This window comes from Mesorhizobium sp. M0139, from assembly GCF_040322455.1.
GTDB lineage: Bacteria > Pseudomonadota > Alphaproteobacteria > Rhizobiales > Rhizobiaceae > Mesorhizobium.
The window spans coordinates 21,969-40,690 of record NZ_JAMYTN010000031.1; the positions used below are offsets into that span (position 1 = coordinate 21,969).

19 protein-coding genes are annotated in these 18,722 nt (G+C 64.8%); 11 read left to right on the top strand and 8 right to left on the bottom strand.

Going from position 1 to position 18,722, the window contains the following annotated elements:
* Positions 1-30 precede the first annotated feature (30 nt).
* The 6 genes from NKJ58_RS30305 to NKJ58_RS30330 all read right to left on the bottom strand — a co-directional run bounded on the left by NKJ58_RS30305 (position 31) and on the right by NKJ58_RS30330 (position 4,556).
* On the bottom strand, positions 31-771 hold the full coding sequence (locus NKJ58_RS30305) for an FAD-binding oxidoreductase (RefSeq protein ID WP_352520045.1): 741 nt from the start codon (positions 769-771) through the stop codon (positions 31-33).
* Positions 768-1,379 carry a molybdopterin-dependent oxidoreductase gene (locus NKJ58_RS30310; RefSeq protein WP_352520044.1) on the bottom strand — a complete coding sequence of 204 codons (612 nt, stop codon included), beginning with the start codon at positions 1,377-1,379 and terminating at the stop codon, positions 768-770. Before NKJ58_RS30310 ends, NKJ58_RS30305 begins: the two co-directional genes overlap by 4 nt.
* 244 nt (positions 1,380-1,623) lie before the next feature.
* Positions 1,624-1,728 (bottom strand): PDZ domain-containing protein, encoded by a 105-nt coding sequence (locus NKJ58_RS30315; RefSeq protein ID WP_352520043.1) that lies wholly within the window; start codon positions 1,726-1,728, stop codon positions 1,624-1,626.
* Between the two features lie 30 nt (positions 1,729-1,758).
* Positions 1,759-2,523: an MBL fold metallo-hydrolase gene (locus tag NKJ58_RS30320; protein WP_352461850.1), complete on the bottom strand. Its 765-nt coding sequence runs from the start codon at positions 2,521-2,523 to the stop codon at positions 1,759-1,761.
* Entirely contained in the window at positions 2,523-3,689 is a 1,167-nt protein-coding gene (locus NKJ58_RS30325; RefSeq protein WP_352520042.1) for a diphosphate--fructose-6-phosphate 1-phosphotransferase, read from the bottom strand. The genes NKJ58_RS30320 and NKJ58_RS30325 overlap by 1 nt, the downstream gene beginning before the upstream one ends.
* Before the next feature lie 99 nt (positions 3,690-3,788).
* Positions 3,789-4,556 carry a L,D-transpeptidase gene (locus tag NKJ58_RS30330; protein WP_023668871.1) on the bottom strand — a complete coding sequence of 256 codons (768 nt, stop codon included), beginning with the start codon at positions 4,554-4,556 and terminating at the stop codon, positions 3,789-3,791.
* Between the two features lie 228 nt (positions 4,557-4,784).
* On the opposite strand from NKJ58_RS30330, the gene NKJ58_RS30335 reads away from it, so the two are divergent.
* The 3 genes from NKJ58_RS30335 to xylB all read left to right on the top strand — a co-directional run bounded on the left by NKJ58_RS30335 (position 4,785) and on the right by xylB (position 8,294).
* On the top strand, positions 4,785-5,408 hold the full coding sequence (locus NKJ58_RS30335) for a LysE family translocator (RefSeq protein WP_023694251.1): 624 nt from the start codon (positions 4,785-4,787) through the stop codon (positions 5,406-5,408).
* A gap of 24 nt (positions 5,409-5,432) precedes the next feature.
* Entirely contained in the window at positions 5,433-6,758 is a 1,326-nt protein-coding gene (locus NKJ58_RS30340) for a tetratricopeptide repeat protein (RefSeq protein ID WP_352520041.1), read from the top strand.
* 81 nt (positions 6,759-6,839) lie between these two features.
* Complete coding sequence (xylB, locus tag NKJ58_RS30345) at positions 6,840-8,294, top strand: xylulokinase (protein WP_352520040.1); 1,455 nt, start codon at positions 6,840-6,842, stop codon at positions 8,292-8,294.
* Between the two features lie 221 nt (positions 8,295-8,515).
* Here the strand turns inward: xylB and NKJ58_RS30350 are convergent, their stop codons facing one another.
* Positions 8,516-8,878: a nuclear transport factor 2 family protein gene (locus NKJ58_RS30350; protein WP_023668867.1), complete on the bottom strand. Its 363-nt coding sequence runs from the start codon at positions 8,876-8,878 to the stop codon at positions 8,516-8,518.
* Positions 8,879-8,991: 113 nt separating this feature from the next.
* Between NKJ58_RS30350 and xylA the strand changes: the two genes are divergently transcribed.
* Positions 8,992-10,317, top strand: coding sequence for a xylose isomerase (xylA, locus tag NKJ58_RS30355; RefSeq protein WP_023684279.1), 1,326 nt, complete (start codon positions 8,992-8,994; stop codon positions 10,315-10,317).
* A 205-nt stretch (positions 10,318-10,522) separates the two neighbouring features.
* Positions 10,523-10,726, top strand: a complete 204-nt coding sequence (locus NKJ58_RS30360) for a hypothetical protein (RefSeq protein WP_023684278.1) — start codon at positions 10,523-10,525, stop codon at positions 10,724-10,726.
* A gap of 61 nt (positions 10,727-10,787) precedes the next feature.
* Here the strand turns inward: NKJ58_RS30360 and NKJ58_RS30365 are convergent, their stop codons facing one another.
* Positions 10,788-11,768, bottom strand: a complete 981-nt coding sequence (locus NKJ58_RS30365; protein WP_023668864.1) for a GlxA family transcriptional regulator — start codon at positions 11,766-11,768, stop codon at positions 10,788-10,790.
* Between the two features lie 78 nt (positions 11,769-11,846).
* Between NKJ58_RS30365 and bcoG the strand changes: the two genes are divergently transcribed.
* Genes bcoG through NKJ58_RS30395 form a run of 6 tightly spaced genes read left to right on the top strand, consistent with a single transcriptional unit; the run spans position 11,847 to position 18,531 of the window.
* Positions 11,847-12,770, top strand: a complete 924-nt coding sequence (gene bcoG, locus NKJ58_RS30370; protein ID WP_023668863.1) for a 3-dehydrocarnitine:acetyl-CoA trimethylamine transferase BcoG — start codon at positions 11,847-11,849, stop codon at positions 12,768-12,770.
* 14 nt (positions 12,771-12,784) lie between these two features.
* Positions 12,785-13,408 carry an HD domain-containing protein gene (locus NKJ58_RS30375; protein WP_352520039.1) on the top strand — a complete coding sequence of 208 codons (624 nt, stop codon included), beginning with the start codon at positions 12,785-12,787 and terminating at the stop codon, positions 13,406-13,408.
* Positions 13,409-13,410: 2 nt separating this feature from the next.
* Entirely contained in the window at positions 13,411-14,505 is a 1,095-nt protein-coding gene (locus NKJ58_RS30380) for a carnitine 3-dehydrogenase (protein ID WP_023732588.1), read from the top strand.
* A 5-nt stretch (positions 14,506-14,510) separates the two neighbouring features.
* A complete protein-coding gene (locus NKJ58_RS30385) occupies positions 14,511-15,674 on the top strand; it encodes an acyl-CoA dehydrogenase family protein (protein WP_023684275.1) in 1,164 nt (387 codons plus the stop codon).
* Between the two features lie 3 nt (positions 15,675-15,677).
* The gene (locus tag NKJ58_RS30390) at positions 15,678-17,756 is read left to right on the top strand and encodes an acetate--CoA ligase family protein (RefSeq protein ID WP_352854611.1); all 2,079 of its coding nucleotides are present in this window, start codon (positions 15,678-15,680) and stop codon (positions 17,754-17,756) included.
* Positions 17,749-18,531, top strand: coding sequence for a carnitinyl-CoA dehydratase (locus NKJ58_RS30395; RefSeq protein ID WP_023684273.1), 783 nt, complete (start codon positions 17,749-17,751; stop codon positions 18,529-18,531). Before NKJ58_RS30390 ends, NKJ58_RS30395 begins: the two co-directional genes overlap by 8 nt.
* The last annotated feature ends 191 nt before the right edge of the window (positions 18,532-18,722 follow it).

Sequence of the window (18,722 nt, forward strand, 5' to 3'; positions counted from 1 at the left end):
TCCATGAAACGGTGAACCACTGTGGCCCTCTCAGACGCCATAGCGCTCGGTGCGGATGATTTCCGCTGATATGCCGGCGTCGATCAGCGCCTGGGCAGCCGCCGAGACGAAGGCGTTCGACCCGCAGACGAAGGCGAGCGCCGGCGGCCGCGGCAGCCGCGTGAGCGCCTGCATGACCATTGCCGTGTCGATGCGCCTCGAATAGTCGGACGGGCGCCGTGCCGCCTCGCGCGTCAGCGTCAGCACCAGCTCGAACCCGTCGCTGCGGTCGCCGAGGCCGATCAGCTCGTCGCGGAAGATCACCTCGTCCCAGACCCGCACCGAAAACATCAGCGCCACCGGCACCGCCGATTTGCGCAAGGCTCGATGCCGCACCATCGCCATCAGCGGCACCACGCCGGAGCCGCCGCCGACCAGAAGCAGCGGCCCGCCATCCCCATCGGACCAGACGAAATGGCCGCCGAGCGGCCCGCGCAGTTCGATCTCGTCACCGACCGCGGCGATGTCGTGGAAGAAGGGCGAGACTTCACCGTCGTCGAGCTTCTCGATGGCCAGCTCGATCGTGGCGCCGCTCTCCGGCGCCGAGGCGATGGAATAGGAGCGGCGCGCCTGGTAGCCGTCAGGCGCCGTCAGCCTGACATCGACATGCTGTCCGGCGCGATAGGCGAATGGCCGTGACAGCGCGAAGAAGAAACTGGTGACGCGTGGCGTCCGCTTTTCGATCCGGGTGATTTTCGCCGTCTGCCAGGGAGATTGCGGCGCTTCGCTCATGGATCGCCGCTATAGCGCTGCTCGCGCCACGGGTCGCCATAGATGTGATAGCCGCGCAATTCCCAGAAGCCCGGCTCGTCGCGCTCGGTGAACTGCAGCCCGTTCAGCCATTTAGCCGATTTCCAGAAATAGAGATGCGGCACCAGGAGCCGCGCCGGGCCGCCATGATCGGCAGTGACCGGCTTGCCTTCATAAAGCAGCGCCACCATCGCCTTCCCCGCGGTGAGATCCTTGGCCGGCACGTTGGTGGTATAGCCGTCATAGCCATGCGCCAGCAGGAAGCCGGTCGGCGCTTCGATGCCGGCATCGGCAAGGATGTCGTCGACCAGCACGCCTTGCCAGGCGGTATCGAACTTGGTCCAGGCGGTAACGCAATGGATGTCGCGCGTCATCTTGGTCAAGGGCAGCGCGTTGAACTCGGCCCAGTTCCATTTCTTGATCGGGCGTGGCCCGTGCTTGAGCGTGAACGACCAGTCCTCGGTGCGCACGCGCGGCGTCGGCCCCGCCGACAGCACTGGAAAGCCCTGTTCGAGATACTGACCGGGCGGAATGCGCGCATCGGTCTCCGTCGGAGGCTTTCGACCGGAGGAAAAACCGCGAGTGACCATCGAACCGTCCGTTTTTTGCAGGCCATTGCCGGCCTGCCGTAATGTTCTCGAAGATGTCGCGGCGGGCAACAGGAATTTTGGCGGGGCCGTGCGGCAGGCCTGCCGATCGTTCAGCGAGCCCGCCGAATCATGTCTCAACCGGCGGCGAAGGGTACGCGACGAAGATTTGCGCGTCGCCCCGGTCGACCAAAAGCAGCACCGACTTCCGGCCCGATCTGCCGGGCTCGGCGATCGCCTGGTTGGCTTACGGCGCATTCCGCACCGGCGACTGGTCGACGGCGACGATGACGTCGCCCGGCTGCAGGTCCGCATTCGCGGCTGCCTTGTCCGGATTGACGCGCTCGACCACGGCGCCACGCTGGTTCCAATCACAATGTCGTCAGCGGCCTTCGTTGCGCCTGAGATAGGCTGTGGCGATCTCGCGCATCCGGTTGCCGTCGAAGCTCGGCCCATGGCCGCCATGGCCGAGGCGAACAGGCAGGTCAAGGAGCCGCTGCATGGTACGGCGATAATCAGGCCGGGAGGAATCCGGCAGGTCGTCGATCAGCGTGGAATCGTAGATGGCATCGCCGGCAAAGAACAGGCCGTCCGCCTCGTCGAACAAAGCGATCGAATCCGGCGAATGTCCGGGCAGATGCAGGACGCGGAACTGCCGGTCGCCGAGGTCGACGATGTCGCCCTCGTCCAGCGTGCGCGTCAGCGGCGCCGGCGGGATCTTGTAGTCGGCCGCCGTCCAGCCCGGCGCCGGCAATTTCGAAACGGCGCCGTCGAGATTGCAAAACATGTAGGCGTAGGTCACTGCCTCATTCATGGTCTCGAAATGCTCGGCACTGTGCCGCGGCCCGGCGCGCAGCGGAAACTCGTGCAGCGAGCCGACATGGTCGAGATGGATGTGGGTGGCGACAACGATGAGCGGCTTGCCCTCGGGCGTGTCGATCTCAGGCGCCAGCGGGCAGATGCCCATGCCGGTGTCGACCAGCAGGTCGGCGTCGCGTCCCCTGAAATGCCAGATGTTGGCGCGCACGAAATCATGCACGAACGGCTCGGTCAGCATCGTCGTGCGGTCGTCGATGATCGTCTTGCCGAACCAGTCGCCGACAACGCGCTCGCCACCAAAACGGGTGCCGCCAAAACGGCCGCCCATCAGACGAAGGGCTTTCCCACCTTGTATTTTTCCGGCACCAGCCGCTTCAGGTAAGCCATGCCCGCTTCCGACAGCTGGTTGACATCGGGCTTCATGAAATCGTCGGGCATATGGCGCGTCTTGCCGGCGACGTTCTTCAGCGGCACCTTCTTCAGCACGGTTTTCGTGCCGTCATATTGCAGCACCACCGAGCCACCGCCTTCGCCGGCAACGGCAACCGCGAAGGCGCCGGCGTCGAAAGCCTCCCGCGCGTCGACGGCGCTGATCGCGCCGACATAGCCGCGCGGCATGTAGCCAAGCGCATCGACGCGGGCGCGCTTGCCCGGCAGGCCTTCGGCGAGCGCACGTTCCAGAGCTGACGGCAGGTCGCTGCCCGACAGTTTGACGTTGCCATGCGCGTCGCGCTCGAGCTTGTCCGGCGGCACCAGGCTTTCGACCAGCGCCTTGCCGTCGGCGGTGCTGACTCCTTCGGAGACGGCGACGATGCAACGCTTGTGGCGGTCGAGCGTGGCGCGCACGTCGTCGATGAAACCGGCGGCGGAGAACGGCCGTTCCGGCACGTAGACCAGATGCGGGCCGCTGTCGGGATCGAGCTGCCAGGCTGCAGCCGCCGCGGTGAGGAAGCCGGCATGCCGACCCATTACGATGCCGACATAGATGCCGGGCAATGCGCGGAAATCGAGATCGACGGACAGGAAGGCGCCGGCGACGAATTCGGCCGCCGAGATGAAGCCCGGCGTGTGGTCGTTTTCCTCGAGGTCGTTGTCGATGGTTTTTGGCGCATGGACGAAAGCAATGCTGCCGCCGGCGGCGTCGGTCAGAATCTGCTGCGTGCCCGACGTGTCGTTGCCACCGATGTAGATGAAAGCGTCGGCGCCGGCCTTCTTCAACCCGTTGAGGATGACTTCGCAATAGGCAGCGTCGGGCTTGTCGCGTGTCGAGCCGAGCGCGGCACTCGGCGTGCCGGCGATCAGCCGCAGCCGGTCCTCTGGGATGGCGGAGAGGTCGACATAGTTGCCGTCACGAATGCCGCGCACGCCGTGGAGCGAGCCCAGCACCTTGGCGCCGGGATGGCGCTTGCGGACTTCCAGCGTGGCCCCGACAACCGTCTGGTTGATGACGGCGGTCGGGCCGCCGCCCTGTGCGATGACAAACGTTCCAGCCATGCTCGATCTCTCCCGGCGCTGTGGTTTTCAAGGCACCTTGGCCTAGCTTGCCGCATCGCGCAACGGGAGTTTCCAGCGGCGCCAAACCGCCGCACAGGATCAGACGACCACGACCGGGTTCTTCTTGGAAACGCGGCTGTAGAGGTCGATGATATCCTGGTTGATCAGGCGCACGCAGCCCGACGACATCGCCTGGCCGATGCTCGCCCATTCCGGCGAACCGTGTATGCGGTAGCCGGTGTCCTTGCCGTCCTGGTAGATGTAAAGAGCGCGTGCGCCGAGCGGGTTGGTGAGGCCACCGGGCTGGCCGTTTTGCCATTTCACCAGTTCCGGCTTGCGCTGGATCATCTCCGGCGGCGGCGTCCAGGTCGGCCATTCCTTGCCGTACTGGATGTTGGCGCGGCCGGACCAGCGGAAGCCGTCCTTGCCGATGCCGACGCCGTAGCGGATGGCGTCGCCGCCCTCCTGCACCAGATAGAGCTTTCGCTCCTGCAGATGGACGACAATGGTGCCGGGCGCCTCGCCGGTCTCGTTGACGACGATCTGGCGGCGGAACTCCGGCTTGACCTTCTGATAGGGCACCGCCGGCACTTCGAAGCCGCCATCGTTGAGCGAAGCGTACATGACATCGGGGCCGGTGACGTTCTTGTCGACGCTGATCGCCGGACGGATCGGCCGCACCGAGCCGGTGACCGTGTCATCCAGCTGGAATTGCGGCAGCTCGAGCGTCGAAGTGCTGCAGCCGGCCATGCCGAGTAGCGTCATGGCGCCGGCCCCTGACAGGACGAAGCGGCGGGAATAGAGATGTTCGGTCTCGTTTGCGTCGCCATTTGCTGGCGGCGTCACATTCTGCGGCAACTCACGCATGCACCCAACCCTACGCTGTCGGCGGGAAACACGGTCCGGCCGGATAGCAGGCAGTTTCGCCAAACATGGTTGAAAAAGGGTGAAGGCCCAACGACCGGCATTAAACTTGTGCCGCCAATAGCCGCAGCGGTCGGGCGAAATGGTCCGCAGTGCATTTTTGGGAGAGGGCTCTTTACATTCCTCCGCACACGAGGATTTATCCTTTTCTTTGCGCTCAAGGAGACAAAGATGTCGTTCGAAAACTGGGCCGCCTTCGCCGCCGCCTCGGCCGTGCTGCTCATCATTCCGGGCCCGACCATTCTTCTGGTCGTGTCCTATGCGCTGGGCCAGGGCTGGCGCACTGCCTTGCCGATGGCCGTCGGCGTGGCGCTGGGCGACTTCACCGCCATGACCCTGTCGATGCTGGGCATCGGCGCGCTGCTGGCCGCGTCGGCGACCGTGTTCACCATTCTGAAGCTGATCGGCGCCTGCTATCTGATCTATCTCGGGGTAAAACTGTTTCGCGCCGGCGGCGCGCTCAAAGCCGAACCACGCACAGATGCCGTCTCGGCCGCCAAGATGATGGCGCACGCCTGGCTGGTCACCGCACTCAACCCGAAGAGCATCACGTTCTTTGTCGCCTTCCTGCCGCAGTTCCTCAATCGGGAAGCCGATTTCTGGACACAGATGCTGATCTTCGAAACGACCTTCCTGGCGCTCGCCTTCGCCAATGCCTTCGGCTACGCGCTGATTGCGGCGCGCGCCCGCAACGTCGTACGCAACCCCAAGGCGATCCGCATCTTCAACCGCACCGGCGGCACGCTGCTGGTCGGCGCCGGGATCGCCACGGTGGCGATGCGCTCGGGCCATTAGGAACTGCGGAGCATCAGGGCCGATATGGCAGTAAGAGATCCATTCGGCCTAATGTTTTCGGGCGCGACCGAGGCCGGGTTTTCACCCTACAGCCAGGCCGTTCATGAATTGCAATGCTTCGTCGGCGACCCGGTCGGCTCCGTTGACCGCGCCATATCGGCGGATCCCGGTTTCGTCATGGCGCATGTCTTCAAGGGGTATCTGTTCGGCCTCGCCACCGAACGCGAGGCAACGGCGGTCGCCCAGGCATGCCATGCTGCGGCACTGCCGCTTGCCGCGACGCCGCGCGAACAGGCGCATGTGGCGGCCCTTGGCCACCTTGCCGAGGGACGCTGGCATGACGCCGCGCGCCTGCTCGAAGATATCGCCATCGACAACCCGCTCGACGCGGTGGCGTTGCAGGTCGGCCACCAGATCGACTTCTTCACCGGCAATGCCCGCATGCTGCGCGACCGTATCGGCCGCGCGCTACCGTCCTGGCAGAGCGGCATGCCAGGTTATCACGCCATTCTCGGTATGCAGGCCTTCGGTCTCGAGGAGATGGGCGACTATGTCAGAGCCGAAAGTTTCGGCCGACAGGCGATCGAGATCGAGCCGCGAGACGGCTGGGCGCAGCATGCGGTCGCCCATGTCATGGAGATGCAGAGCCGGCAACGGGACGGCATCGCCTGGATGCGCGCCGACCCCGAGGCGTGGACGAAGGAAAGCTTCCTGCAGGTGCATAATTGGTGGCATCTGGCGCTGTTCCACTACGATCTCGGCGAGACCGACGAGGTGCTCAAGCTCTATGACGGGCCGATCTATGGCGAGCGTTCGACGCTGGCGCTGAACATGGTCGATGCATCCGCGATCCTGTGGCGGCTTTATCTCGGCGGTGTCGATGTCGGCGACCGCTGGGCAGCGCTCGCCGCCAACTGGGCGCCAAAGGCTGGAGCCGGCAATTACGCCTTCAACGATGCGCATGCGATGATGGCATTCGTCGGCGCCGGGCTCGAAGCGTCGGCCAAGATCTTGCTCGAAGCCCAGCACGAGGCGATGCGCGGCAGCGACGACAATGCCGCCTTTACCCGGGATGTCGGCCAGCCACTGACGGAAGGCATTAAGGCATTCGGCGAGGGCAATTACAGCGAAGCGGTGCGCCTGATTCGACCGATCCGCGCCATTGCCCATCGCTTTGGCGGCAGCCACGCCCAGCGCGATGTGATTGATCTCACGTTGATCGAGGCGGCGTTGCGCGCCGGCGACACAGCGCTTGCCCGGGCGTTGACGGCCGAGCGCGCACTGGCCCGGCCGGACAGTCCGCTGTCGGCGCTGTTTTCGCAACGCGCCGCCAATTTGTCAGAGAATTGACCCGCGGCGGATCTTGTTTTAAAAACTGGCAAGCCAGATTTTTTCGAGACCCGAAAAAATTAATGGCAATGGGAGGAATGCATGTATCTCGGCCTCGATCTCGGCACGTCGGGCGTCAAGGCGCTGTTGATCGATGCCGGGCAGAAGATCATCGGCTCCGGCCATGCTTCGCTTGACGTATCGCGGCCGCATCCCGGCTGGTCCGAACAAAACCCCACGGACTGGATCCGCGCCTGCGAGACGGCCATTGCCGAGCTGAAAGCCTCGCACCCGAAAGAGCTTGCCGCGGTCAAGGGCATCGGCCTTTCCGGCCATATGCATGGCGCCACCTTGCTCGATGCCGGCGACCAGGTGCTGCGCCCCTGCATTCTGTGGAATGATACGCGCAGCCACGCTGAGGCCGCGGCGCTCGATGCCGACCCGCGCTTTCGCCAACTCACCGGGAATATCGTCTTCCCCGGCTTCACGGCGCCGAAACTCGCCTGGGTGAAGAACAATGAGCCCTCCGTCTTCGCCAAAGTGGCGAAGGTGCTTTTGCCGAAGGATTTCCTGCGGCTGTGGCTGACCGGCGAGCATATCTCAGAAATGTCCGACTCGGCCGGCACCTCCTGGCTCGATGTCGGCAAACGGCGCTGGTCCCCCGAGTTGCTTGCGGCGACATCGCTCGACGAAAGGCAGATGCCGTCGCTGGTCGAAGGCACGGAGAAGGCCGGAGCCTTGCGCGCCGAACTGGCCGCCAGCTGGGGCATAGCATCGGGCACCCCGGTTGCCGGCGGCGCCGGCGACAATGCTGCTTCGGCCTGCGGCATGGGCACGGTCGGCGCCGGCCACGCTTTTGTGTCGCTGGGCACATCTGGCGTGCTGTTTGCCGCCAACGCTTCCTACCTGCCCAATCCGGCAAGTGCGGTCCACACCTTCTGCCATGCCCTGCCCAACACCTGGCACCAGATGGGGGTCATCCTGTCTGCGACCGATTCGCTGAACTGGCTGTCGGAGATTTCAGGCAAGAAGGCCGGCGAATTGACCGCCGAACTTGGCGATGTGCTGAAAGCGCCGAGCGGGGTGTCGTTCCTGCCCTATCTCTCGGGCGAGCGCACGCCGCACAATGATTCCGCCATTCGTGGGTCCTTCACCGGACTGGCGCATGAGTCGAGCCGCGCGGTGCTGACGCAGGCCGTGCTTGAAGGCGTCGCCTTCGCCTTCCGCGACAGTCTCGAAGCCTTGAAGACCGCCGGCACGGATTTGACGCGGGTGACGGCAATCGGCGGCGGCTCGCGCTCGCGCTATTGGCTGAAGGCGATCGCTACGGCGCTGCAGGTGCCCGTGGACATTCCGGCCGACGGCGATTTCGGTGCTGCCTTTGGCGCCGCCCGGCTCGGGCTGATTGCGGCGACAGGGGCTGATCCGCTGGCGGTGTGCACGGCGCCGAGGACGGATGCGACGATCGAACCGGATGTCCCGCTTGGCGGGGCGTATGCCGATGCCTATCAGCGCTACCGGGCGCTGTATCCGGCGATCAAGGGCGCCATGGCGTGAGTGAGCGCGGGGCACCCGGCAATCACATGAGGGAGCGCGAGGCACCCCCCTCTGCCCTGCCGGGCATCTCCCCCTCAAGGGGGGAGATTGGCAGCTTGCGCGCCGACTCTTTTCTTTCGGCGTTATTGGTTGGCGAAGGTCCGCGTGACTATCAATCTCCCCCCTTGCGGGGGAGATGCCCGGCAGGGCAGAGGGGGGTGTCTCGCGCCACCCTTAATCGATCACTGCGCCGGCACCTTGTCCAGAAACCCGGTGACGCTCTTCAGGCGCCCATTTTCGATAACACCGATATCGGTGCCTTCGATAACCGACGGCACGCCTTCCGGCCCAAGATTCCACGAGAAGCGGATGCGGTCGCCAAACCCGTCCGGCGTACCCTTCAGCGAGAACCGGAAGCCGGCGAAGCGCTGCTGTACGCCGTCGATCAGCCCAGCAACGCCGGCGTGGCCGTCGCCCTGCATGAGCGGATCGCGGTAGCTGACGTCTTCGGTGAAGGTGGCCTTGAGCAGTTCGGCACGGCGATCCGCATCGGCCTCGTTCCAGGCGGTGATGTAGTTCTCGGCGATCGTGTTGAGGTCGGTCATGGTCTGTCTCCTTCGTTGAGTGGCTTTGACACGAGCCTTTTCACCCCAAGCGAGAGCGAAACCAATTACGCCTGAGGTAATCAGGGCGAACTATTCGAGAGAGGACAGAAATCATGAGCAGCGGATTTTTCGGCGACATCAAAGCGATCAAGTATGAGGGGCCGGATTCGACCAATCCGCTGGCCTACCGCTTCTACAATCCCGACGAGGTGGTGGCCGGCAAACGGCTGGAAGACCATCTGCGCTTCGCCGTCGCCTACTGGCATTCTTTCGCCTGGCCGGGCGGCGATCCCTTTGGCGGCCAGACCTTTGACCGGCCCTGGTTTCCCAAGGCTGGCGGCGTCGACACGATGGAACTGGCCAAGCTGAAAGCCGACGTCGCCTTCGAGATGTTCTCGCTGCTCGGCGCGCCCTATTTCTGCTTCCACGACGCCGACGTGCGGCCGGAAGGCAAGGATTTCTCCGAAAGTGCCGCGCGGCTCGACGAGATCGCCGACTATTTTGCCGCCAAGATGAAGAAGACCGGCGTCAAACTGCTCTGGGGCACGGCCAACCTGTTCTCCAACCGCCGCTTCATGTCGGGCGCCGCCACCAATCCCGATCCGGATGTCTTCGCCTATGCGGCGGCGACGGTGAAAAGCTGCATCGACGTCACGAAGCGGCTGAAGGGCGAGAATTATGTACTGTGGGGCGGGCGCGAGGGCTATGAAACGCTGCTCAACACTGATCTTGCTCGCGAGCAGGAGCAGGCCGGGCGCTTCCTCAGTCTCGTCGTCGACTACAAGCACAAGATCGGCTTCAAAGGCACGATCCTGATCGAGCCGAAGCCGCAGGAGCCGACCAAGCATCAGTACGACTACGACGTTGCCACGGTCTACGGTTTCCTCAAGCGCTTCGGGCTGGAGAAGGAAGTGAAGCTGAACATCGAGCAGGGCCACGCGATTCTTGCCGGCCATTCCTTCGAGCACGAGCTGGCGCTGGCCAATGCGCTCGGCGTCTTCGGCTCGATCGACATGAACCGCAACGACTACCAGTCGGGCTGGGACACCGACCAGTTCCCCAACAATGTGCCGGAGATGGCGCTGGCCTATTACCAGGTGTTGCAGGCCGGCGGCTTCAAGACCGGCGGCACCAATTTCGACGCCAAGCTGCGCCGCCAGTCGCTCGACCCGCAGGACCTGCTGATCGGCCATATCGGCGGCATGGATTCCTGCGCACGAGGTCTCAAGGCAGCCGCCAAGATGGTCGAGGACAAGGCGCTGTCGGGTCCGCTGGCCGAGCGCTATGCCGGTTGGAACACGGCCGAGGGCAAGGCGATGCTGTCGGGCAAGCGCTCGCTGGAAGACATCGCCGAGCGCGTGGTGAAGAAGAAGATCGAGCCGCAGCCACGCTCCGGCCGCCAGGAGTTGCTGGAAAACATCGTCAACCGCTACGTCTGAGGGCGGAAAGCCGATTCGTTGTGCTCAAGGGTGGCTGGATAACATTCCGGCCGCCCCGGAATGGGGTTTGCGCAAGACCCTATCCGACGACAAGGGTTTGCCCTTTGGCGCCCCTCAATGACCTCGCTCTTGCCTTCAAACTGCCGTCACGTATCTCGTATAAGGATGCGGTTGTGGCGGGTGAAAAGGAAGGAGGCGAACCGATATGCAGCATGAACGCGAAATCAACGCCCTGCTCTCATCCGGCGAGACCGGATCGATCATCGACCGGCTGATGGCGCTGCCGCGGCCGACCGACAGCGTGAAAAACGAATGGGATCGTGCTGTCAGCAGCCGATTTGAAGTCCGTCTGGCGAGGCAGATGCGCTCGCAGATGGACGCCGGCAGCGATCGACAGAACGCAGCCTGATCTCCCTTTGTCTGTGCATGTCGTAATCCCAAAACCGCGACACACTTTTGGGCGACATGCATCAACCTCGGCGCAGCCTGACCGGGGCTTCGCCGAACGCTCTTGAAAACGCTCTGGAAAATGCCGCGGCGGACGAGAACCCCGTCCGCCCGGCAATATCCGCCATGGCGATCCGCGTGTCGACCACCAGCCGCCGCGCCGCGCCCAGCCGCAGCCTGAGATAATATGCGCCCGGCGTCTCGCCGATCGACTTGCGAAAAATGCTCTCCAATGTCCGCGCCGTCACCCCGGCGCGTTTTGCCACCGCGTCGATGGTCAGCGGCTGGTCGACATGCGATTCCATCAGCCGGATAGCCTGCGCCAGACGCGGGTCGTAGCCGTCGAGCCGGCCGAGCGAGACCAGCGGCTGCGCGTCGGTCGCGGCGCGCGCCTGGTCGTAGATGAAGACGCTGGCGACATCGAGCGCGACGGCCATGCCGAGCCGGGTGCGGATCAGATGCAGCATCAGGTCGAAGGTCGGCGACGCCCCGCCCGAGGTGAACACCGGTCCGTCGATGACGTAGCGGTCCGGACGCACGTCGACGCCGGGAAAGGCGGAGGAAAAATCCTCCATGTCTTCCCAATGGGTGGTGGCGCTGCGGCCTTCGAGGAGGCCGGCGCGCGCCACCAGCCATGTGCCGGCCTCGACGCCGCCGCAGGCGCGAGCCGCGCGGGCCGCTCGCCGTAATCCGGAAAGCAGAGCCGATGTCGCGTAATTCTGGGTGCCGAAGCCGGCGACGACGACAAGCACGTCGGTCGGCTCGGCCGCATCGAAGCGGCCCCTGACCGCCACCGGCAGGCCGCATGTGGTGACCGGCGCCTCGCCGGTGACCGAGACCAGTTTGAAATCGAACAGCGTCTCGCCTGAGATGCGGTTGGCGGCGCGCAGCGGGTCGACGGTCGACGCCACGCACATGATGGACGAGCCTGAAAACACCAGCAGCGTCACCTTGAGCGGCGATCGCTCAGCGCGAAAGATGGTCGGTTTTTCGCTTTTGATCACGAGAGCTTCGTAAATTGCAAAACAGTTTCCGGCAAGTCGGTCATTGTTAGGGTCTGTTTCTATGGGGAGGAGATGTCCATGCCGCTCGCGATGAACCGTGAGGTTTTCATTACCTGTGCCGTGACCGGGTCCGGCGGCTCGCAGGACCGCTCCCCGCATGTGCCACGCTCGCCCAAGCAGATCGCCGATTCGGCGATCGATGCGGCCAAGGCCGGTGCCGCCATCGTCCACTGCCATGTCCGCGACCCCGAGACCGGCAAGCCGCGCCGCGATGTCCATCTCTACCGCGAAGTGACGGACCGCATCCGCGCGGCAGAAGTCGATGTGATCCTGAACCTGACCGCCGGGATGGGCGGCGACATGGTGTTCGGCTCACCGGAAGCGCCGCTGCCGCTCAATGAAAAAGGCACCGACATGGGCGGCGCCACCAACCGTATGGAACATGTGCGCCAGTGCCTGCCGGAAATCTGCACGCTGGATTGCGGCACCATGAACTTCGCCGAGGCCGATTATGTCATGACCAACACGCCCGGCATGCTGCGCGCAATGGGCGGCATGATGACGGCGCTCGGCGTCAAGCCGGAGATCGAAGCCTTCGATACCGGCCACCTCTGGTTCGCTAAGCAGCTGGTCGAAGAAAAGGTCTTGAATCCCGACGCGCTGGTGCAGCTCTGCATGGGTGTGCCGTGGGGGGCGCCGGACGACCTCAACACCTTCATGGCCATGGTTAACAACGTGCCGTCGACCTGGAACTGGTCGGCCTTCGCCATCGGCCGCAACCAGATGGCCTATGCAGCCGCTGCAGTGCTCGCCGGCGGCAATGTCCGCGTCGGTCTCGAAGACAATCTCTGGCTCGACAAGGGCGTGCTGGCCACCAATGCGCAGCTGGTCGAGCGCGCCGCCAGCATCGTCACCAATCTCGGCGCCAGGATTTTGGGGCCGGAGGAAGTGCGCAGGAAGCTCAACCTCACCAAGCGGGCGCCGATCGCAGCGGCTGCTTAAGACGGGAGCGGATCATGGCTACCGTCAAATTCACTGCGATGAAGGATGGCGACAGGCAAGACTATGAGTTCCTGACCGCCCATGAGATCGACTATGCCGACAGGACCGGCGAGCGGCTGCTCGACGCACTGGTGCAACTCGACGAAGGCCTGTCGGGCTACAAGATCACCAGGCTCGGCCATTCGCTGCAAGCGGCGACGCGGGCCTGGCGTGACGGCGCCGACACCGACTGGATCGCCTGCGCGCTGCTGCACGACATCGGCGACATCTACGCTCCCTACAATCACGACGAATACGCCGCTTCGATCCTGAAACCTTTCGTGCGCGAGCAATGCACCTGGGTGGTGGAAAAGCATGGCGACTTCCAGCGGCTCTATTACGCGCATCATCTCGGCGGCAACCGCCATGCTCGCGACCGCTTCGCCGGCCATGCCTATTTCGACGATTGCGACCAGTTTTGCGAACGCTGGGACCAGTCGAGCTTCGACCCGGACTTCGACACGCTGCCGATCGAATTCTTCCGGCCCTTCGTGCTCGAAGTCTTCGCCCGCAAGGCCTACGACCCCTCCGTGATCCGCTCCGGCGAGCGCGTGCCTCTCATCGACCCCGAAACCGCCAAGACAAGAACCGGAGCCTGACCATGAGCATCATCAACAAGGCAGCCGCCATTGGCGGCGGTGTCATTGGCGCCGGCTGGGTGGCGCGGCTGCTGCTCAACGGCATCGACGTGTCGATCTTCGATCCGGACCCGGAAGCGTCGCGCAAGGTCTCGGAAGTGATGAAGGGCGCGCGCCGCGCCTACAAGCAGATGGTTCCCGGCGGCCTGCCCAGGGAAGGCAGACTGACCTTTGCCAAGACCATCGCCGAGGCGGTGGCCGACGCCGATTTCATCCAGGAGAGCGTGCCGGAGCGGCTCGACCTGAAACACCGCGTGCTGGCCGAGATCGACCTTTATGCGCCGGCGAACGCCATAGTCGGCTCGTCTACCTCCGGCATCAAGCCGACCGACATGCAGGTCGCGATGAAGAAGCATCCGGAGCGTCTGGTTGTCGGACATCCCTTCAACCCGGTCTACCTGCTGCCGCTGGTCGAGATCGTCGGCGGCGAGCAGACGTTCCCCGAAGCGATCGAGGTTGCCAAGGAAATCTATGCCTCGATCGGCATGAAGCCGGTGGTGATCCGTAAGGAGATCGAGGCCTTTGTCGGCGACCGCCTGCTCGAAGCGGCCTGGCGTGAGGCGCTGTGGCTGATCAAGGACGGCATCTGCACCGTTGAGGAACTCGACGACATCATGCGCTATGGCTTCGGCCTGCGCTGGGCGCAGATGGGCATGTTCCAGGTCTATCGCGTCGCCGGCGGCGAAGCCGGCATGCGCCACTTCATGGCGCAGTTCGGGCCGTGCCTGAAATGGCCGTGGACCAAGCTTATGGACGTGCCGGAGTTCAACGACGAGCTGGTCGATCTTATTGCCACCCAGTCGGACGACCAGGCGCACGGCCTGTCGATCCGCGAACTGGAAAAGATCCGCGACGACAATCTGGTCGCGATCATGGATGCTCTGTCGAAACAGAACAAAGGCAAGGGCTGGGGCGCCGGCGCCTTGCACAAGGACTATACCAAGCAGTTGGCCAAGCTGGCGGCGAAGAAGCCGGCCGCATCCAGGGCCGCAGAAAAGGCCAAGGCATCGAAGCCGGTGAAGAAGGCGGAAAAGCCGAAGAAAAAGAAGAAGGGCTGAGGACCATGGATTTCGGTCTTTCGGAGGAACAGAAGCTCATTGTCGAGACGACGCGCGCGTTCGTCGAGAATGAGCTTTACCCGCATGAACGCGAGGTCGAGCGCACCGGCGTGCTGCGCCGCGAGTTGATCGAGGAGATCAAGGTCAAGGCAATCGAAGCCGGGCTCTATGCGGCCAACATGCCGGCCGATGTCGGTGGCGCCGGCCTCGATACGGTGACCTGGCTGCTCTACGAGAAGGAACTCGGCCGCGCCAACTATGCGCTGCACTGGACCTGCGTCGCGCGCCCCTCCAACATCCTGCTCGCCGGCACGCCCGAGCAGCGCGAAAAGTACCTGTTCCCGTGCATCCGCGGCGAGAAGTGGGACTGCCTGGCGATGACCGAGCCCGGCGCCGGCTCCGACCTGCGAGGCATGAAGGCGACCGCGGTGCAGGACGGCGACGACTGGGTCCTTAACGGCACCAAGCATTTCATCTCCCATGCCGATCTCGCCGATTTCGCGATTTGTTTCATGGCTTCGGGCGAGGAAGAAACGCCGCGCGGCAAGCGCAAGAAGATCACCGCCTTCTTCGTCGACAAGGGCACCAAGGGGTTCACCGTGCGCGACGGCTACCGCAACGTCTCGCATCGCGGCTACACCAACGCCATCCTCGAATTCGACGATTGCCGCCTGCCGGCAAGCCAGGTGCTGGGTGAGGTCCACAAGGGCTTCGACGTCGCCAATTCCTGGCTCGGCGCCACGCGCCTGCAGGTCGGCGCCACCTGTCTCGGCCGCGCCGAGCGGGCGCTCGGTCATGCCATCGAATATTCCGCGCAGCGCCAGCAGTTCGGCCAGCAGATCGGCAAGTTCCAGGGCGTGTCGTTCAAACTCGCCGACATGGCGACCGAATTGAAGGCGGCGGACCTGATGGTGTTCGAAGCCGGCTGGAAGTACGATCAGGGCACCGTCACCGATCAGGACATGGCCATGGCGAAGCTGAAGGCTACCGAAATGCTCGCCTTCGTTGCCGACGAAGCCATCCAGATCCATGGTGGCATGGGGCTGATGGACGACCTGCCGTTGGAACGCATCTGGCGCGACGCCCGCGTCGAGCGCATCTGGGAAGGGACGTCGGAAATCCAGCGCCACATCATTTCGCGGGCGCTGCTGCGCCCGTTCGGGGCATAACCCATGCACAAGCTTGAGCGTCTGTTGCGCCCAAAATCCATCGCGGTGTTCGGCGGGGCCCAGGCCGCCGCCGTCGTCGCCCAATCGATCAAGATGGGCTTTGTCGGCGAAATCTGGCCGGTGCATCCGAACAAGGACGAGGTCGCCGGCCGCAAGGCCTATCGCTCGGTCGCCGAATTGCCCGGGGCGCCCGACGCCGCCTTTGTCGGCGTAAACCGGCATCTCACCATCGAGGTGATCAAGGCGCTGGCCAAGCGTGGCGCCGGCGGCGCCGTCTGTTTTGCCGCGGGCTTTCTTGAGACCGAGGCCTATGACGATGACGGCGAGCGGCTGCAGGCCGAACTGGTGGCTGCCGCGGGCCAGATGCCGATCATCGGGCCGAACTGCTACGGCCTGATCAACTATGCCGATGGCGCGCTGCTATGGCCCGACCAGCATGGCGGCATCAGGCTGCCCGAACGCGCCAAGGGCGTCGCCATCATCACCCAGTCCTCCAACATCGCCATCAACATGACGATGCAGAAGCGCGGCCTGCCGATCGCCTTCCTGATGACCGCCGGCAACCAGGCGCAGACCGGCCTCTCCGAAATGGCGCTCGGCCTGATCGAGGACGAGCGCGTCACCTCGCTCGGCCTGCACATCGAAGCCTTCGATTCGGTAGCCGGCTTCGAGAAGCTGGCGTCGCGGGCGCGCGAACTGAAGAAGCCGATCATCGCCATGAAGGTCGGCCGGTCCGAACAGGCGCGGCAGGCGACGGTCTCGCACACGGCATCGCTGGCTGGCTCGGACGCTGCCTCGGGCGCTTTCCTGCGGCGGCTCGGCATTGCCCGCGTCGATTCCATCCCCGCCTTTATCGAGGCGCTGAAGCTTCTGCATGTCACAGGACCACTGCCCGGCTATCGACTGTCATCGATGAGTTGCTCGGGCGGCGAAGCCTCTGTCATGGCCGACAGCGCCGAAGGCCGCTGGGTCAATTTCCCGGAGCTCACCAGCAAGCACCGCGCCCATGTCAAATCGACGCTCGGGCCGCTGGTCGCGGTCGCCAACCCGTTGGACTATCACACCTTCATCTGGAACAACGAACCGGCGATGACCGCCACCTTCACCGCCATGGTGTCGGGCGGCTTCGACCTCAACATGCTGGTGCTCGACTTTCCACGCCCCGACCGCTGCTCGGTCACCGACTGGTGGGCGACGCTGCGCGCCTTCGAATCGGCGCTGAAGACCAACAAGGCGCATGGTGCGATCGTCTCGTCGCTGCCGGAGAACCTGCCGGAGGAATATACCGCCGAACTGATGGCGCGCGGCATGGTGCCGTTGTTCGGCATTTCCGAGGCCATGGACGCCGCAGGCGCGGCAGCCTTCATCGGCTGGGCCTGGGCCGAGCCGCAGGCGCAGCCGATCGACACCACGGCTGCAGGTGCGGCCGGAGGCGACCATGTCACGCCTGATGAGGCCGAGGCCAAGGCGCGGCTGATCGAGGCCGGCTTGCCTGTGCCGAAGGCAGAACGTGCCGCCAATGCTGTCGAGGCCGTCATCTCATCGATGGCGCTCGGCTTCCCGGTGGCGCTGAAGGCGCTCGGAGTCACCCACAAATCGGAAGTCGGCGCGGTCAGGCTGAACCTCAAGGACGCCGAATCCGTGAGCACGGCGGCGCATGATCTGCTGCCGCTCGGCACCGGCCTCTATGTCGAGCGCATGGTGCGCGACGGCGTTGCCGAACTGATCGTCGGCTTCACCCGCGACCCGATGTTCGGCGCCGTCATGACGCTGGGCACCGGAGGCGTGCTGGTCGAGCTGTTGCGCGACAGCGTCACGCTGATGCTGCCGGCGACGCGCGACGACATCGAGGCGGCCCTGCGTGGCCTTAAACTGTTTCCGCTGCTCGACGGCTATCGTGGCCGGCCCAAGGCCGATGTCGGGGCTGCCATCGACGCCATCGCGGGCATTGCCGGCTTCGTGCAGACGAATGCCGGAGAGATCGAGGAACTCGACATCAACCCGCTGATCGTCTGCGCCGAGGGCAAGGGCGCCTGGATCGCCGACGCGCTGCTGGTGCTGGGAGAGAAGAAGAATGTCTGACGTCATTTCCACCCGCCGCGAGGGCACCATCCTCGAGGTCACGCTCGACCGGCCCAAGGCCAACGCCATCGACCTGAAAACGTCGCGGCTGATGGGCGAGACCTTCAAGGCGTTCCGCGACGATCCGGAACTGCGCGTCGCCATCGTCAAGACCGCCGGCGACAAGTTCTTCTGCGCCGGCTGGGATTTGAAGGCCGCCGCCGGCGGCGATGCGGTCGACGGCGACTATGGCGTCGGCGGCTTTGCCGGCCTGCAGGAGCTGCGCGACATGAACAAGCCTGTCATCGCCTGCGTCAACGGCATGGCGGTCGGCGGCGGCTTCGAACTGGCGCTGTCCTGCGACCTCATCTACGCTTCCGACCATTCCTCCTTCGCGCTGCCCGAAATCCGTGCCGGCACGCTGGCCGACGCCGCGACGATCAAGCTGCCCAAGCGCATCCCCTATCACGTCGCCATGGACCTTTTGCTCACCGGCCGCTGGATGGATGTCGCCGAGGCGCATCGCTGGGGCCTGGTCAACGAAGTGCTGCCCAAGGAAAAGCTCGAGGACCGCGTCTGGGAGATCGCCCGGCTGCTCGCCGGCGGCCCGCCGCTGGTGTTCGCCGCGATCAAGGAAACGGCGCGCGTGGCCGAGGCGCTGACCTTCCAGGATGCGATGAACCGCGTGACGCGGAGGCAATTGGCGACCGTCGATGCCCTGTATGGCTCGGAGGACGGCATGGAAGGGTTCCGGGCGTTTGCAGAGAAGCGCGACCCGGTGTGGAAGGGGAAGTAGGCTCTTTACCCTCCCCTCGATGGGGAGGGTCGGACCGAAGGTCCGGGGTGGGGTGATGCGCCGCGGGGGGGGGGGGGGGGGGGGGGGGGGGGCGGGGGCGGCGGGGGGGGGCGGGGGGGGGGGGGGGGGGGGGCGGGGGGGCGGGCAGGGGGACACCGACCCCAGGCGGGGGCGGGGACGGGGGCAGCCGG